Source organism: Plastoroseomonas hellenica, assembly GCF_018129085.1.
Lineage (GTDB): Bacteria > Pseudomonadota > Alphaproteobacteria > Acetobacterales > Acetobacteraceae > Plastoroseomonas > Plastoroseomonas hellenica.
Genome location: NZ_JAAGBB010000024.1, coordinates 64636 through 78792, shown reverse-complemented (window position 1 = coordinate 78792; position 14157 = coordinate 64636). Strand labels below are relative to the sequence as shown.

Below are 14157 nucleotides of genomic sequence, written 5' to 3'. Positions count from 1 at the left end.
GCGATGCGTCGCCGCACCATGCTGATCGGCGGCGTTTCGGTGCTCATGCTTGGCGGCCTCGCCACCTGCGTCTTCTGGCCGGAGGACGAAGCCGAGCAGGGCCTGCCGGTCACGCTCGGTTTTCCGCGGCTCATCCCGCCGCTGGTGCGCGCCACGATCGCGGGCCAGGACCGGGTCTTCATGCTGGTGCGCCGCACCGAGACGGAGAACAACCCGAACGTCCCGCCCGGCACCGGCTGGCGCGGGGAGCGGCTGGAGATCCGCGCCTATGACGCCGCGACCCTGGCGCCGATCTTCGCCGCACCGGTGATCTCCGGTCGCACTGGCGGCTTCCGCACGGCTGGGCTGATCGGCGAACAGGCGGCGACGATCTGGCTCTATGGCGATGCGCTCGGCGCGGTCTCGGCGGTCGACGGGCAGGTCTTCCTGGGCGGCGAGGGCTTCGCGGCAGTGACGCCGCAACTCGGCGGCGCCTTCAATCAGGCCCGCGACACCTACCGAATGGAGGAGGCGCTGGTCTTCGCCTTCCTTGGCGCGCGCTACCGCATGGATCCGCGCAGCTTCGCCGCGACCCCGGCGCCGGAGCGCGACCAGGGCGTCATGGACGCGGCCTTCCCGCCGCCGGCACGGCCCGCGCTCTTCGGCGCCGGCGGCCCGGCCGCCTTCCGGGTGGCGGAAGCGCTGCTGGACGATGCCTGGTTCGGGCTGCCGCTCGCCGCCGGCCGCCCGAATGACGGCCAGCCGCAGGGTGCGGAGCGGCGCTTCCTTCCCGCATCGCTGCAGCCCGATACCCGCGGCGCGCCGCAGCGCCTCTGGCGCGCTGGGATCCGGCGCGGTGTGGCGCCGATGGCGGCCGAGAGCGGCAGCTTCCAGAGCAGCGGCCGTGGCGATCCGGCTCCGGGGGATCGCCTGCTGCTCGATCGCCCGACGGAGGTCGCGACCACGCCCGCGACCCTGCAATTCGCCGGCTTTCTCACCGCCGGGACGGCGGAGCCGCTGCGGCCGGCTGGTGCCCCGGGCTTGCTGCTGCTTCAGCAGCCGACCAATGCGCCGCCGAGTCTGACCCGCCTCGGCGCCGATGGCCGGGCGTTGTGGACGACCATGTTCGGCTTCCCGCGGCTGATCTCGGTCCTGCCGGGCGAGTCGACGCTGGTGCTGGTAGGGCAGCGCGGCAGCGGGACGACGGAGCAGGACGTCATCACCTCGATCGCGCTGGCCGACGGCCAGGCGCGGGAGTTGGTGCTCAACTTCGGCAGCGGCTGAGGGTCTTCAGAGATTGTCGCGCAGGAAGGCCGTGATCCGCGCCTCCATCGCGCGATGAATGGCGGCGCGATCGACGCCCGCAGCGTCGCGGCACACCACGGCCTCGGCCTGCAGCACCGGCGGGCAGGGGTCGACGAAGACCCAGTGATTGCCCGGCACCACCACCTGCTCCGGCGTCCGTGGCAGGGCATCGGCCAGTGCCATGGCATTGCCTTCCGGCCGTATGACGCCGCTACGGGCCGGTCGGTACAGCAGCACCGGCATGGTTAGGCCGACGAGGCCCGGCGGCCCGAACAGGGCAGCGAGCGGGTCGAGCAGGACGAGGGCGCGGAGCGGCAATGCCGGCGCCACGTCTGCCGAAGGGGCGGGGGCGTTGGTGCCGCCGCCGCCCTCGCAGGGGCCGATATCCTCCGGATGCTCCCGGCAATAGGCGGTGTAGCGCGCATAATCCGGGGTGGCGCCGGCCACGATGAGGGCGGTGGCGCCGCCGAGGGAGAAGCCGATCGCGCCGAGACGCGCCGGATCGGCCGCCGCCGAGAAACTGGGATCGGCAAGGGTCGCCGCCAGCGCCCGGCGCAACTGCTGCGGCCGCACGACAAGGCGGGGCGGCTCGTTGCCATGCGCCGGCATGACCACGATGAAGCCGTTCCGCGCCAGCTGCGCGCCGAGGTCGCGGTGCAGCAGCGGGTTGCCGCCGCCGGGGCCGCCGCCATGGGAGAACAGGATCACCGGGAAGCGCTGTCCTGGCGCGATCGGGGCCCCCGCGCTCGCCGCGATCGGCCAGGGACCTGCCTGCCAGGGCTGCTCGGCCACGTCGCTCGGGTACCAGACAAAGATCGCCAATGCTGGCTCGGTGAGCGTGATGCGAACCATGCCGGCCCGGAAAGGCGGCGGGCCGGCTGCCGCCGGCGTGGCAAGGCCAAGGGCAAGCAGGAGCGTGACGAGCACGGCGCGCATGGATCGGATCCTGGTGTGCGCGGGGGCTTGTAGCACCATGCCCGCGTCACCGCTGGTTACCGCTTCAGGAAATGCGTGCCGATCGCTTCCAGCACCAGCACGCCGTCGGCGGTGCGGGTCGCGGTGTGGCGCAGCCTGGCGACGCCGAGTTGCCGGCCGGAGCGGGAAGGGCGGAGCTCCACCACCTCGGTGCGGATCGCGATCTCCTCATCCGGGCGGAGCGGCGCCGGCCAGCGCGTGTCGATCTGGTTGCCGCCGAGCGAGATCGCGTTGAAGACGCCGCTGCCCATGATCCGGCCGAAGGCGGCCGAGAGGGTGTGCAGCCCGCTCGCCACCAGCTCGCCGAAAATGCTGTCCTTCGCGGCCTCAGGGTCCAGGTGGAAATATTGCGGATCGAAGCGGCCGGCGAAGTCACGGATCTCCGCCTCGGAGAGGCGGAGCGTGCCGAAATCGAAGACCTGGCCGATGACCAGGTCATCCAGCGAAGCGACCGGCTGCGTCTGGCGCGGCCGATTCAGATCTCCACGCCTTCCGGCGCTCCGATCATCGGACGCGCTCACGCGAGGAACTGGATGTCGCCGTCGATGCTGAGGGCTTGGCCGCTGATGCTGCGGCCGAAGGGCGAGCAGAGGTAGAGCGCCATGTTCGCGATGTCCTGCTGGGTCACATAGGTGCGGAGGGAATTGGCGGCCAGAAGCTGCGCTTCCTTGTCGCGGAAGGGAATGCCCTCGGCCTGGGCCTTGGCTTCGATGACGCGGCGGATGCGGTCGCCGGCAACGAGGCCGGGCAGGATCGCGTTCACCCGGATGCCATCGGGACCGAGCTCGATCGCCAGCGATTTGGTGAAGCCGATGACGCCCCATTTCGCGGCGGCATATGGGGAGCGCAGCGGGAAACCGAAGCGGCCGGCGGCTGACGAAAGATTGACGACGGCGCCGCCGCCCGCCGCGCGCAGTGCCGGCACCGCGCGGCGGGCGCAATGGAAGAAGCTCTCGATGTCGATGCTCATGGTGCGCTCGAGGTCTTCGGTGCGCACATCCTCGACGCGGGCGGTCGGGCCCGCGATGCCGGCGTTGTTGACCAGCACGTCGAGCCCGCCGAGCGACGCAAGGGCAGACTCGACGAAGCCCTCGCAGGCCGCGGCATCGGCCATGTCCGCTTCCATCTTCGGATGCGGGCAGGCATCCAGCGCTTCCCGGTCCACGTCGCAGACGAAGACGCTGGCGCCGCACGCGGCGAAGCTGTCGGCCATGACGCGGCCGATGCCGCCGGCGCCGGCGCTGATCGCGACGCGGAGCCCGGTGAGATCGACGGTGAGCGGCGTGGTGCAGGGTTGGATCATATTTGCTCCTCTTCCTTGACCTCAAGCGCCGGCGCCGCCTCCGGCCGCTTGGCTTCCGCGCTGTCGGGGCGCGCTGGCGGCAACTGTTGGTCGTGCGCGGGGCCGCATTCGCGGCCCCGGGGTATCGCTTCGCTCACCCCGCTGGAACTATGGGCGGCCTGCGGCCGCATGGCCATGCGTCGGACATCGTCAAGTTTTGCCGGACAACAGACGGGCGAAAGCCGGCGTGGTGGACCCGGCGGTGCCGGACGGGGTAGCGTGCCGTGACGGGAACGCATCGAGAGGGACCATGGATATCGGGATCGGATTCGGCACGATCGTGCTCATCGCCTTGTTGCTGCTGGCGATCATCACGGCGGCCAAGGGTATCCGTACCGTGCCGCAGGGCGAGGTCTGGACGGTGGAGCGCTTCGGCGCCTTCACCCATGCGCTGCAGCCGGGGCTGAACTTCATCATCCCCTACATCGATACGGTCGGTCACCGCATCAACGTGCAGGAGCAGGTGCTCGACATCCCCGAGCAGAATGTCATCACCCGCGACAACGCCTCGGTCACCGTGGACGGCATCGTCTACTACCGGGTGATGGACGCGGCGAAGGCGTCCTACGCCGTGCAGGATCTGACCCAGGCGCTGCAGCAGCTCTCGATGACCAATATCCGCGCGGTGATCGGCGAGATGAACCTCGACGACACACTCTCCGGCCGCGACCGGATCAATTCCGCGCTGCTGATCATCCTGGACGGCGCGACCGAGCCCTGGGGCGCCAAGGTGAGCCGCGTCGAGATCAAGAAGATCGAGCCGCCGGAGAACCTGATCCGCGCCATGAACCTGCAGATGACCGCCGAGCGCGAGCGCCGCGCCACCGTCGCCAAGGCCGAAGGCGACCGGGAGGCGGAGGTGAAGCGCGCCGAGGGTGAGAAGGCGGCGCTGGTGCTGTCCGCCGAGGGCCGCAAGGAAGCCGCCTTCCGCGACGCCGAGGCGCGGGAACGCTCGGCCGAGGCCGAAGCCAATGCGACGCGCATGGTCGCCGAGGTCGCGGCGGGCAGCGGCGTGCAGGCGCTGCAATACTTCATCGCCGATAAATACGTGAAGGCCTTCGAGGTGCTGGCCGGCAATCCCGCGCAGAAGCTGGTGCTGGTGCCGATGGAGAGCACCGCGCTCGCCGGCGGCATCACCGCCGCGCTGGAGCTGCTCCGTGGCGGCGGCATGGGTGAAGACGGCGCGCCGCCCGCCCCGCCGCGCAGCCCGCCGCCGCGGCCGGGCGCGCCGCCGGCCGGCAATCCGCCGCTTTCCGGCGGGGCCACCGCCCTGCCGCCTTCCGCACCGGGGTCGCCATGGATCCGGGCCTGATCTGGATTCTCGTCGGGCTGGTGCTGCTCGGCGGCGAGCTGGTCCTGCCGGGCATCTTCCTGCTCTGGATCGGGCTGGCCGCGATCGGCACCGGCCTTCTCATGCTGGTCGCGGTGCCCTCGTTCGGGGTGACGGTACTGGTTTTCATCGTGCTGCTGGCGGCCGGTATCGCCGCCGGCCTCCGGCTGCGCCCGCGCCGGCGCGGGCATGCCACGATGAACACGCCGGTCTCGGGTCTGGTCGGCCGCGCCGGGACGGTGCTGACCGCCACGCCGGAAGGGTTGCGCGTCCGGGTCGGCGACAGCGACTGGCCGGCCCGGCTGCCGCATGACGCTGCCGCGCCGGCACCGGGCGCCGCGGTGCGGGTGGAGGCGGTGGACGGCATGACGCTGATCGTGCGGCCGGCCGGCTGAGCTCCGGAGCGGATGCGGGCGATCAGGCGGTCGTCCGCGCTTCCGCGGAGCGGCCGGCGTGCCAGGCGCCGGGTATGGCATCCCGGACGGTCTGCAGCATGATCGCGGCAAGCCTGGCTGCCGCCGGGCCAAGCTCCCTGTCCGCACGGTGCAGGACCAGGCCGAGCGAGGGCAGTTCCGGCAAGCCATTCTCCCGGGCTACTAGAGCGTGGACGCTGGCCGGCAGGCCGATCGGCGTGCGCACAGTCACGCCCAGCCCCGCCGCGGTCGCGGCCCATAGCCCGCCGAGGCTCGGGCTGACGAAGGCGAGCCGCCACGGAATGCCGGCCCGGTCGAGGGCATCGGTGGCCGCCTTGCGCAGCAGGCAGGGCGCTTCCAGGGCCGCGAGCGGCAGCGGCTCTCGCCCCGACGGCTCCCAGGCCCTCCTGCCCTCCGCGGGTCCGATCCAGCGCATCGGCACCTCGGCGATCGTCTCGCTGTAGGGGGTCGCGGTGCCGTCGCTCCAGGCGAGCGCGAGGTCGAGCCGGCCGGAGGTCACCCGGTCGATCAGCTCGACATTGCGCACGACCCGGCCTTCGATGCGCAGCTTCGGATGCGCGCGCGCGAAGCGGCCGAGCATCTGCGGCAGCAGGGTTTCGCCGAAATCCTCCTGCAAGCCGAGCCGCACCCAGCCTTCCAATGCGACGCCCTGGACGGCCGCGGCGGCCTCGTCATTGAGGTCGAGCAGGCGCCGCGCATAAGCCAGCATGGTCTCGCCACCCTCGGTCAAGGCGAGCCCTCGCCCCGCCTTGCGGAAGATCGGGATGCCGGCCTGCTCTTCGAGCTTCTTCAACTGGGCGCTCACGGCGGAGGTGGAGCGGCCCAGCCGGTCGGCCGCCTTGGCGAAGCTGCCGAGCTCCATGCCCGTCACGAAGCTGCGCAGCACATCCAGGTCGAAGTTCACCCGTCGCATCGGAACTATCCTGATTTGTGGGATGATACATCCATTATTTTCTGATTTTCAGGACAACGCTGCAGCGCCAGATATGGGGGCGTCAAGCGCCCCGCCGCGGGCGCAGAAGCGAGGAACCCCAGATGCCCTTCACCCGTATTTCCCTGCTGCGCGGCAAGTCGCCGGACTATCTCAGGGCCCTGTCCGACAGCCTCCACCAGGCGCTGGTCGAGAGCTTCGAAGTGCCGCCCGATGATCGCTTTCAGGCCATCCATCAGCACGAGCCGGGCGAGCTCGTGTTCGACCGGCATTATCTCGGCGGGCCGCGCTCGGATGACTTCGTGCTTTTCGCCATCACCGCCGGCAAGCCGCGCACGGTCGAGGTCAAGCGGCGCTTCTACGAGCGCTTGGTCGAGCGGCTGGCCGAGGCGCCCGGCCTCCGGCCTGAGGATGTCATGGTGATCATCACCACGACCCAGCGCGACGAATGGTCCTTCGCCAAGGGCGAGCCCTGGATGAACGAGGCCGAGCCATGATCGCGATGCAGTACAGCATCACCCTTCCGGCCGATTACGACATGGGGATCATCGATCGCCGCATCGCGGAGAAGGGGCCGTTGCTCGACGATTTTCCGGGCCTTGCCTTCAAGGCCTATCTCACGGCGCGTCGAGATGCCGGTGCCCTGGGGAGCCGGGACAATCTCTACGCGCCCTTCTACGTCTGGCGTCGCACCGATGGCCTGAACGACTTCCTCTGCGGCCCGGGCTTCGCCGCACTGACGCAATCCTTCGGCCGGCCGGAGGTGAAGACCTGGATCCCCTGGCGGGCCGAGCTGGCGTCCGGGATAACGCATGCCGCCGTCGCGACGCGGGAGATCCAGGCGGTGCCGCCATCCGCCGACCTCGAGGCGCTGCGCCGCCGCGAGAGCGAGGACGCCGTCGCGGATGTCGAACGCCGCGGTGCCCTGGCGTCGGTCGCAGGCTTCGAGCCGGCTGGCTGGACGCGGCTGCGCTTCCGGCTCTGGCGCGAGGCGCCGCGCGACCTCCCCGATGGCGTTCAGGCCTATCAGGTCGGGCACCTGTCGCTGTCGGCAGCCTGACGCCGCTTCGCCGCAGGGGCGGGCGCCTTACTTCTTCTCGCCCGTCGAATCCTCGCTGCCGTGCAGCCGGTCCATGATCGCCAGCGCCAGGGCGGCGGCGATGAACAGCCCATGCAGTGCCATGCTCCAGGCGATGTCGCGGTCGTTGTAGCTGCCGACCCGCATGAAGATCTGCAGCAGGTGGATGGAGGAGATGGCGACGATCGCCGTCGCCAGCTTGATCTTGAGATTGCCGGGATCGAGCTTGGCGAGCCAGCTCACGCGATTGGGCGCCGTCTCGGCATCGAGCCGCGACACCAGACTGTCCCAGGACGAGACGACCAGCATGACGATCAGGGAGCCGATCAGCGCCGAATCCACCAGATGCAGCAGCGCGATCAGGAACACGCTCTCATCCGGCTCCAGGATCGCGCCGGCGAGCTGGCCGAGCTTCCAGAGGAAGCGGAGCGCATAAAGCGCGAGCCCGACGCCGAGGCCGAGGAAGAATACCGCGAGCACGTAGCGGGTCGCGACGATGGTCTTGTCGAGCATGTCTTGCATGTCATGGTCCCGGCTGGCCGGCGCATGATGGCGTGCCGCAGGCCGCCGCGGGAAGCGGCATGCTGGGGATTGCGGAGCGATGATGATCCAAAGACTGGCCGAGGAGGGGCGCCTGTCAGGCGCCGTGGTGGCGGGGGGCATGATCTGGCTGGCCGGCCAGGTGGCGGATGACGCGTCGCTGGATGCGGAGGGCCAGACCGCGGATATCCTGGCCCAGATCGACGCGCTGCTGGCCGAGGCCGGCACCGACAAGCGGGCGCTGGTCAGCGTGACCGTGGTGCTGGCCGACATCGCCGATGCCCCGGCGATGAACCGCGCCTGGGATGCCTGGCTCGACGCCACGGCCAAGCCGGCGCGCATGACGATCGAGGCGAAGCTGGTCGATCCGCGCTGGCGGGTCGAGATCACCGGCGTTGCCCTGGCGCCCACGGCGCCGTGAAGCGGCGGCGGGCCGGGCCGCGGCTGCCCTGGCTGGCGCCGCTGCTGCTGACCCTCGCTTTCGCGGGACTGGTGGGGGCGGCGGTCGCCGACCGCAACGACTGGTCGCCACCGGCCTGGACCATGGGCCTGGCGGCGGTGGCGCTGGGCGGGCTGCATTTCCTGCTGCCGCGCGGGCTGCAATTCGCGATCGGCACCACCGCCGGGCTCGCCATGTACATGGCGCTCTTCGTGGTGATCGGCCGCGCCGCCTTCCCGCGCGCCGGGGAAGCGGCGATGGGGCTCGGCTTCCTGCTGCCGGTCGCGACCTTCCTCACCGCCGTGGTGCTGCGCCGCCGCCCGCTCCGGGCCATGGCGGAGCGTGGCGGGCCGGTCGATATCCGCCACCTCCGCCGCATGGCACGCTGGATGGTGCCGGCCTTCGCAGTCGGCGCCCTCTGCATGGCCTTTCCGGTCAACCGCCTGCCGGAGGAGGCGCAGGGCCTGGCGCTGCTGGCGGCCATGGGCGCCATCGCGATCATCGTCGCGGCCTCGGTCCATGGCGTCGTGCTGCTGCTGGTCGACACCGCCCTGATCATGGAGGAGCTTGGCGGCCGCATCGCGGTGGTGGCGCTCCGCATGGTCGCCTTCACCATGGTCTATGTGGTGCTGGTCGTCGCCTTCGCGGCGCTTTACCGCATCGCCGACGGCCTCTCGCACGAGCCGCTGTTCCATACGCCGGCCGGGGCGCATTGGCTCGCCTTCCCGGACGCGCTCTACTTCAGTCTGGTGAGCCAGGCGACCGTCGGCTATGGCGATCTGGCGCCTCGGGATGACGGGGTCAGGCTGCTGGCGGCGGTGCAGGTGGTGCTCGGGCAGCTCCTGCTGCTGTTCGGCTTTGCCGAGCTGATGCGCGGACGTGGCGAGGATGCGGCGCCGCGCCCGGAAGCCGCCGATCCTCCGGCGATTTCCCGCCGCAATCAGGCGCCAGAGTAACGGGATCGGGAACGCGAAGGTGGTGGCAATGGCGGCGCAGCAATTCTGGCGCGGCAAGCGGGTGCTGGTGACGGGCGGCGCGGGGTTCCTCGGCGCCGGGCTGTGCCACGCGCTGGTCGGGCTCGGTGCGCGGGTGACCGCGCTTGACGCCATGATGCCGGATGGCGGCGCCAACCCGGCCAATCTCGAAGGCGCCGGCGTGTTGCTGGTGCGCGGCGACCTGCGCGATGCGGAGCTGCATTCGCTGGCCCAGGGCTGCGACGTGCTGTTCAACATGGCGGCGCAGACCAGCCATATGGGCGGCCAGAAGGACCCGGTCGCCGATATCGGCATCAATGCCGTCGCCCAGGTCCGGCTGATCCAGGTGATGCGGGAGGCGGCGCCGAAGGCCGCCGTCGTGCACGCCTCCACCCGGCAATTCTACGGCCGCCCGCAATATCTGCCGGTCGACGAGAAGCACACAGTGAACCCGCCGGACGCCAACGGCGTCTCCAAATGGGCCGGCGAGCAGTACTGGCTGCTGGAGAGCCGCGTGCATCACCGCCCGGTGGTCTCGCTCCGGCTGACCAATTGCTACGGGCCGCGGCTGCGCATCAAGGATGCGCGGCAGACCTTCCTCGGCATCTGGATCCGCCGGGTGATCGAGGATGAGCCCTTCGAGGTCTGGGGCGGCGAGCAGCTCCGCGACCTCACTTATATCGACGATGTGGTCGATGCCTTCCTGCGTGCCGCCGAGAAGGCGGCCGAGCCCAAGGTGATGGGCCAGGTCTTCAACATCGGCGGCTCGGCGCCGATCCGCCTGGTCGACCTGGCGGAGCGGCTGATCGCTGCCAATGACGGCCGCGGCCGCTACGAGATGAAGGAATTCCCCGCCGACCGGGCGCCGATCGACATCGGCAGCTACGCCGCCGACGACCGCGCCTTCCGCGCCGCCACTGGCTGGTGGCCGCGGGTCGAGATCGATGAGGGGCTGCGTCTCTCGCTCGACTGGTACCGCGCGCGGCTCGCCGATTATCTCTGAGTCTTGTTTGATCGCGTGATTCAGACTTTTCGGCCGACCGGCCTCAAGTCATCACGCTCACCCGGGAGCGAACTCCATGAACGCAGGAATCCCCATGGTTCCCCAGGCCGATCCCGGCGCCGCCTACCGCGCCCAGAAGGAGGCGATCGATGCCGCCGTGGCGCGCGCCCTCGGCTCCGGCTGGTACATCCTCGGCAAGGAGGGCGAGGCCTTCGAGCGCGAATACGGCGCCTGGCTCGGCCGTAACGCCGGCGGCGCGCCGATGACGGCGGTCGGCTGTGCCAATGGCACCGACGCGCTGGTGCTGATCCTGCGCGGCCTCGGCATCGGGGAGGGGAGCACGGTCGTCACCGTCTCCCACACCGCCGTCGCGACGGTCGCGGCGATCGAGATGGCTGGCGCCACGCCCCTGCTGGTCGATATCGACCCCGAACACTACACGATGGATCCGGACGAGCTGGTCGCGGTGCTGGAGGATCCACCGCCCGGTCTGCCGCCAATCCGCGCGGTGATAGCCGTCCATCTCTACGGCCAGGCCTGCGACCTCGATCCCATGCTCGCCGCCTGCGAGCGCAACGGCGTCGTGCTGATCGAGGATGTGGCGCAGGCGCATGGCGGCAGGCTGGACGGACGCATGCTCGGCACCATGGGCCGGGCGGCCGCCTTCAGCCTCTACCCGACCAAGAACCTGGCGGCGCTCGGCGATGGCGGCGTGCTGGCGACGGGCGACGAGGCGCTGGCGAAGCGCATCGCGGCGATCCGGCAATATGGGTGGCATGAGCGCTACATCAGCGCCGAGGTCGGGGTGAACAGCCGGCTCGACGAGCTGCAGGCGGCGATCCTCCGGGTGCGGCTGCCGCTGCTCGATGCCGGCAATGCCCGGCGCCGCGTGATCGCCGATGCCTATGACGCGGCGCTGGCCGGCGGGCCGATCGCGCCGCCGGCGCGCCGCGCGGGCGTCGAGCATGTTTTCCACCAGTATGTGCTGCGCAGCGCCGACCGCACCGCGGTCCAGGCGCGGCTGAAGTCGCAGGGGGTCGGCACCGGCATCCACTACCCGATGCCAGTGCATCTGCAGCCCGCCTATAAGGGCCGCGCGGCGCTCGGCCCCGCCGCCTGCGCGGAGACGGCGAGGGCGGCGCTGGAGGTCTTCTCCCTGCCGATGTACCCCGAGTTGACGGATGCCCAGGTGGAGCAGGTCTGCGGGGCGCTGAAAGGGCTGGCGGGGTAGACGCCGTCACCGCCCGACGGAATGATGGGAATCGTTCCGCTGGGTGCCGTTATCAGAGGCTGCCGCAGACCCGGCGCGTGGTGACCAGCACCGAACGCTGCCGGAAGCGCTCGCGATAGGCATTCTCCACGGGGTTGAAGCGGTCCCGGGTATCCTCGCCGGCCAGGATGGTCAGCACCCGGGTCGCCTCTCGAACCTGGCGGCCATTGTCCGGATTGCGCCACTGGCCGCGCGCCCAGGCGACGGTCATGCCCTCTGGGAAGGCCGGGGTCAGGATCTGGGTCTGGAAGCGCTGCCAGTCCGCCTCGGAGACATTGCCGCCAAGATAGGCGTTGAGCTCGACCATCGGCCGCGTGCCGGCCAGGCATTCGCTCTGCTGCTGCGGGGCGCAGCCAGCGAAGGCCAGAACCGCGGCGAACAGGATCGCCGCGCCCCCCGGCCGGGTCAGGCGCTGGCCAGCAGCACCACCCCCCCGCAGATCAGCGCGATCGCCAGGGCCTGTTGAGTCCCCAGCGGTTCCCCGAAGACGAAGCGGCCGATCAGGGCGATGACGACATAGCTCGCGGCGGTGCACGGTAGAGCGACTCCCATCGGTATTCGACGCAGGGCCACGATGTACAGCAACGCGGCACCACCATAGCATATCAGTCCTACAACCGTCGCGGGACGGAAGAGTTGGGCCAGGAACCCACCCCCGGCCGCGACTGCACCCGAGGCGCCGTATTTTAGCAACACCTGGCCGCCGAGCGAGGTGCTGATCGCGGCGACCAGGGCAAGCCAGTAGGCTGTCACGATGCCACCCGCACCGGGGACCGCTGCCCGCCATCGTCGCGCGGCGGCGTCTCGCCCCCGGACTTCGCGTCGCGCAGGGCCACATCGCGCGGGAGCAGCACCTCGCGCACCACGCCCTGCGGCTTGCCGTTGGCCGACATGAAGGCGCGGCCGACATATTCGCCGAGCACGCCGAGGATCAGGAACTGCACGCCGGCGATCAGCAGGGTCACCGTCATCAGCGAGGCCCAGCCGGAGGGGGTATGGCCGCTCAGCCCCTCGATGACGACATAGAGGGCGGCCAGCAGGCCGAGGGCGCCCATGGCGGCGCCGGCGATCACCGCGAGGCGCAGCGGCAGGACCGAGAAATTGGTGGCGAGGTTCATCCAGAGCCGTACCAGCCGCTTCAGCGTGTAGTTGGAGCGGCCCTCGGCCCGGGCGAAGTGCTTCACCTCGATGCTGTCGAGCCGCTGCGTCACCTGCATCAGCAACCCGTCGACATAGGGATAGGGGCCGGAATACTTCACCACCTCCCGCACCGCGAGCGCGCTCATGCAGCGGAAGGAGGAGAGGTAGAGCCCCTTCGGCTTGTCCATGAGTTGGTCGGCGACCCAGTTCGCGAAACGGCTGCCGAGGTTGCGCCAGCCCTCATGCTCCTTCACCGCATAGCGCGTGTAGACGACGTCGAAGCCGCCGAGCCGCGCATGGTCATAGAGGCGCACCACCTCCTCGGGCGGGTTCTGCAGGTCGTCATCCATGGTGATGACGTAATCGCCGCGGGCCTGGCGCAGCCCGGTCATGACCGCGTTGTGCTCGCCGAAATTCCGCGCGTGCTCGACATAGGTCAGCGGCACCGTCGCAGTGGCGGCGATCGCCCGGCAGACCTCGCCCGAATTGTCCGGGCTGCCGTCATTGACCAGCACGATCTCGAGGCCGCCTTCGGGGCGCAGCGCGGAGAGGGCGTCGACCAGGCTGCCGACGGTGGCGGCGCCATTATAGACCGGGACGACGATGGAAAGTCCTGTTGGCATTGGGTTCTGATCCTCGGTCACGGCCGCGTCGCCACCGCCAGGATGGAGCCGCCCGCCGGGTAGCGGAGGCCGAGGCGTGCGAGGCCATGTTCGACCACCGTGACGCCGTGCAAGGTGGCATCCAACCATGGCGGGAAGGCGGCGACATCGCTCGCGGCATCCGGGCCGCGGGCCAGCAGCTTGCGTTGCACGATCATCATGGGCAGCAGCAATGCGTTCCAGTAACGGGTCTCGATCGCTCCGAAGCCGGCCGCGGCCAGCGCCGTGCGGATGCCGCCCGCGGTGAAGCGCCGCGCGTTGTGGACGCGGGCGTCATGCGCACTCTTAAGCCAATCGAAAGCCGGCAGGTTCAGGATCAGCGTGCCGCCGGGGACGAGGACGCGAAAGATTTCGGCCAGCGCCGCCCCCGGATCGACGGCGGCATGGCTCAGCACATCGAGGCTGATCACCGCCCCGAACCGCGCTTCGGAGAATGGCTGATGCGTGATGTCCCCGACCGCGACCGGCGCCCCTGTCTTGGCCCGCGCCCGCCGCGCCGCCTCCGGCATGAAGTCGAAGCCGGCGAGTGGCCGCGTGACCCCTGCCGCGCGGAGCGCCGCCAGCATGCCGCCGGTGCCGCAGCCGGCATCCAGCACCGGGCCGGGCGCGCCGGGCCGCGCCGCCAGCGCCGCCACGATCCGGGCCCGCAACGCGCGATACCACCACATCCGGTCCTCGACCGTGTCCATCAAAGCGTATTCGGCGGCATCCATGGCCAGGGTTTCTGGCAGGGCCGCCCCGGCCCGTCCAGCGCT

The 14157-nt window shown here is 70.5% G+C and carries 18 protein-coding genes; 9 read left to right on the top strand and 9 right to left on the bottom strand.

Annotation, left to right across the window (positions count from 1 at the left end; translation table 11 throughout):
- Nucleotides 1-3: 3 nt before the first annotated feature.
- Complete coding sequence (locus tag GXW71_RS19720) at nucleotides 4-1263, top strand: hypothetical protein (RefSeq protein WP_211854304.1); 1260 nt, start codon at nucleotides 4-6, stop codon at nucleotides 1261-1263.
- A 6-nt stretch (nucleotides 1264-1269) separates the two neighbouring features.
- Here the strand turns inward: GXW71_RS19720 and GXW71_RS19715 are convergent, their stop codons facing one another.
- Genes GXW71_RS19715 through GXW71_RS19705 form a run of 3 tightly spaced genes read right to left on the bottom strand, consistent with a single transcriptional unit; the run spans nucleotide 1270 to nucleotide 3562 of the window.
- Nucleotides 1270-2220, bottom strand: coding sequence for an alpha/beta hydrolase family protein (locus GXW71_RS19715; protein WP_211854303.1), 951 nt, complete (start codon nucleotides 2218-2220; stop codon nucleotides 1270-1272).
- Between the two features lie 56 nt (nucleotides 2221-2276).
- Complete coding sequence (locus GXW71_RS19710) at nucleotides 2277-2780, bottom strand: MaoC/PaaZ C-terminal domain-containing protein (RefSeq protein WP_211854302.1); 504 nt, start codon at nucleotides 2778-2780, stop codon at nucleotides 2277-2279.
- Nucleotides 2777-3562: an SDR family oxidoreductase gene (locus GXW71_RS19705; protein WP_211854301.1), complete on the bottom strand. Its 786-nt coding sequence runs from the start codon at nucleotides 3560-3562 to the stop codon at nucleotides 2777-2779. The genes GXW71_RS19710 and GXW71_RS19705 overlap by 4 nt, the downstream gene beginning before the upstream one ends.
- Nucleotides 3563-3851: 289 nt before the next feature.
- Here GXW71_RS19705 and GXW71_RS19700 point away from each other — a divergent pair, with 289 nt between their 5' ends.
- Nucleotides 3852-4913, top strand: a complete 1062-nt coding sequence (locus tag GXW71_RS19700) for an SPFH domain-containing protein (RefSeq protein WP_211854300.1) — start codon at nucleotides 3852-3854, stop codon at nucleotides 4911-4913.
- Nucleotides 4898-5326, top strand: coding sequence for an NfeD family protein (locus GXW71_RS19695; RefSeq protein ID WP_211854299.1), 429 nt, complete (start codon nucleotides 4898-4900; stop codon nucleotides 5324-5326). The genes GXW71_RS19700 and GXW71_RS19695 overlap by 16 nt, the downstream gene beginning before the upstream one ends.
- A gap of 22 nt (nucleotides 5327-5348) precedes the next feature.
- Here the strand turns inward: GXW71_RS19695 and GXW71_RS19690 are convergent, their stop codons facing one another.
- A complete protein-coding gene (locus GXW71_RS19690; protein ID WP_211854297.1) occupies nucleotides 5349-6278 on the bottom strand; it encodes a LysR substrate-binding domain-containing protein in 930 nt (309 codons plus the stop codon).
- 122 nt (nucleotides 6279-6400) lie between these two features.
- Here GXW71_RS19690 and GXW71_RS19685 point away from each other — a divergent pair, with 122 nt between their 5' ends.
- Complete coding sequence (locus tag GXW71_RS19685) at nucleotides 6401-6793, top strand: tautomerase family protein (RefSeq protein ID WP_211854295.1); 393 nt, start codon at nucleotides 6401-6403, stop codon at nucleotides 6791-6793.
- Nucleotides 6790-7356 carry a DUF4865 family protein gene (locus GXW71_RS19680; RefSeq protein WP_211854294.1) on the top strand — a complete coding sequence of 189 codons (567 nt, stop codon included), beginning with the start codon at nucleotides 6790-6792 and terminating at the stop codon, nucleotides 7354-7356. The genes GXW71_RS19685 and GXW71_RS19680 overlap by 4 nt, the downstream gene beginning before the upstream one ends.
- A 27-nt stretch (nucleotides 7357-7383) precedes the next feature.
- On the opposite strand, the gene GXW71_RS19675 is transcribed toward GXW71_RS19680, so the two are convergent.
- On the bottom strand, nucleotides 7384-7896 hold the full coding sequence (locus GXW71_RS19675; RefSeq protein ID WP_211854292.1) for a YqhA family protein: 513 nt from the start codon (nucleotides 7894-7896) through the stop codon (nucleotides 7384-7386).
- A gap of 79 nt (nucleotides 7897-7975) precedes the next feature.
- Here GXW71_RS19675 and GXW71_RS19670 point away from each other — a divergent pair, with 79 nt between their 5' ends.
- From GXW71_RS19670 to GXW71_RS19655, 4 genes are all read left to right on the top strand, one after another.
- The gene (locus tag GXW71_RS19670; protein WP_211854290.1) at nucleotides 7976-8335 is read left to right on the top strand and encodes a RidA family protein; all 360 of its coding nucleotides are present in this window, start codon (nucleotides 7976-7978) and stop codon (nucleotides 8333-8335) included.
- Nucleotides 8332-9309, top strand: a complete 978-nt coding sequence (locus tag GXW71_RS35495) for an ion channel (RefSeq protein ID WP_211854288.1) — start codon at nucleotides 8332-8334, stop codon at nucleotides 9307-9309. Before GXW71_RS19670 ends, GXW71_RS35495 begins: the two co-directional genes overlap by 4 nt.
- A 28-nt stretch (nucleotides 9310-9337) precedes the next feature.
- Nucleotides 9338-10330 (top strand): NAD-dependent epimerase/dehydratase family protein, encoded by a 993-nt coding sequence (locus tag GXW71_RS19660; protein ID WP_211854287.1) that lies wholly within the window; start codon nucleotides 9338-9340, stop codon nucleotides 10328-10330.
- A gap of 76 nt (nucleotides 10331-10406) precedes the next feature.
- Nucleotides 10407-11561 (top strand): DegT/DnrJ/EryC1/StrS family aminotransferase, encoded by a 1155-nt coding sequence (locus GXW71_RS19655; RefSeq protein ID WP_246526717.1) that lies wholly within the window; start codon nucleotides 10407-10409, stop codon nucleotides 11559-11561.
- 52 nt (nucleotides 11562-11613) lie between these two features.
- Here the strand turns inward: GXW71_RS19655 and GXW71_RS19650 are convergent, their stop codons facing one another.
- From GXW71_RS19650 to GXW71_RS19635, 4 genes are all read right to left on the bottom strand, one after another.
- Nucleotides 11614-11907 carry a DUF3574 domain-containing protein gene (locus tag GXW71_RS19650; protein WP_211854285.1) on the bottom strand — a complete coding sequence of 98 codons (294 nt, stop codon included), beginning with the start codon at nucleotides 11905-11907 and terminating at the stop codon, nucleotides 11614-11616.
- A 98-nt stretch (nucleotides 11908-12005) separates the two neighbouring features.
- Nucleotides 12006-12353 carry a DMT family transporter gene (locus tag GXW71_RS19645; protein WP_211854284.1) on the bottom strand — a complete coding sequence of 116 codons (348 nt, stop codon included), beginning with the start codon at nucleotides 12351-12353 and terminating at the stop codon, nucleotides 12006-12008.
- Nucleotides 12350-13363, bottom strand: coding sequence for a glycosyltransferase family 2 protein (locus tag GXW71_RS19640; RefSeq protein WP_211854283.1), 1014 nt, complete (start codon nucleotides 13361-13363; stop codon nucleotides 12350-12352). Before GXW71_RS19640 ends, GXW71_RS19645 begins: the two co-directional genes overlap by 4 nt.
- A 17-nt stretch (nucleotides 13364-13380) precedes the next feature.
- Entirely contained in the window at nucleotides 13381-14115 is a 735-nt protein-coding gene (locus GXW71_RS19635) for a class I SAM-dependent methyltransferase (RefSeq protein WP_211854282.1), read from the bottom strand.
- Nucleotides 14116-14157: the final 42 nt, after the last annotated feature.

What these genes read in the sequence shown, in the direction of transcription:
- GXW71_RS19720 (WP_211854304.1), top strand. Translation starts at nt 4, where the DNA reads ATGCGTCGCCGCACCATGCTGATCGGCGGCGTTTCGGTGCTCATGCTT.
- GXW71_RS19715 (WP_211854303.1), bottom strand. Translation starts at nt 2,220, where the DNA reads ATGCGCGCCGTGCTCGTCACGCTCCTGCTTGCCCTTGGCCTTGCCACG.
- GXW71_RS19705 (WP_211854301.1), bottom strand. Translation starts at nt 3,562, where the DNA reads ATGATCCAACCCTGCACCACGCCGCTCACCGTCGATCTCACCGGGCTC.
- GXW71_RS19700 (WP_211854300.1), top strand. Translation starts at nt 3,852, where the DNA reads ATGGATATCGGGATCGGATTCGGCACGATCGTGCTCATCGCCTTGTTG.
- GXW71_RS19695 (WP_211854299.1), top strand. Translation starts at nt 4,898, where the DNA reads ATGGATCCGGGCCTGATCTGGATTCTCGTCGGGCTGGTGCTGCTCGGC.
- GXW71_RS19690 (WP_211854297.1), bottom strand. Translation starts at nt 6,278, where the DNA reads ATGCGACGGGTGAACTTCGACCTGGATGTGCTGCGCAGCTTCGTGACG.
- GXW71_RS19685 (WP_211854295.1), top strand. Translation starts at nt 6,401, where the DNA reads ATGCCCTTCACCCGTATTTCCCTGCTGCGCGGCAAGTCGCCGGACTAT.
- GXW71_RS19680 (WP_211854294.1), top strand. Translation starts at nt 6,790, where the DNA reads ATGATCGCGATGCAGTACAGCATCACCCTTCCGGCCGATTACGACATG.
- GXW71_RS19675 (WP_211854292.1), bottom strand. Translation starts at nt 7,896, where the DNA reads ATGCAAGACATGCTCGACAAGACCATCGTCGCGACCCGCTACGTGCTC.
- GXW71_RS19670 (WP_211854290.1), top strand. Translation starts at nt 7,976, where the DNA reads ATGATGATCCAAAGACTGGCCGAGGAGGGGCGCCTGTCAGGCGCCGTG.
- GXW71_RS19660 (WP_211854287.1), top strand. Translation starts at nt 9,338, where the DNA reads ATGGCGGCGCAGCAATTCTGGCGCGGCAAGCGGGTGCTGGTGACGGGC.
- GXW71_RS19655 (WP_246526717.1), top strand. Translation starts at nt 10,407, where the DNA reads ATGAACGCAGGAATCCCCATGGTTCCCCAGGCCGATCCCGGCGCCGCC.
- GXW71_RS19650 (WP_211854285.1), bottom strand. Translation starts at nt 11,907, where the DNA reads ATGGTCGAGCTCAACGCCTATCTTGGCGGCAATGTCTCCGAGGCGGAC.
- GXW71_RS19640 (WP_211854283.1), bottom strand. Translation starts at nt 13,363, where the DNA reads ATGCCAACAGGACTTTCCATCGTCGTCCCGGTCTATAATGGCGCCGCC.
- GXW71_RS19635 (WP_211854282.1), bottom strand. Translation starts at nt 14,115, where the DNA reads ATGGATGCCGCCGAATACGCTTTGATGGACACGGTCGAGGACCGGATG.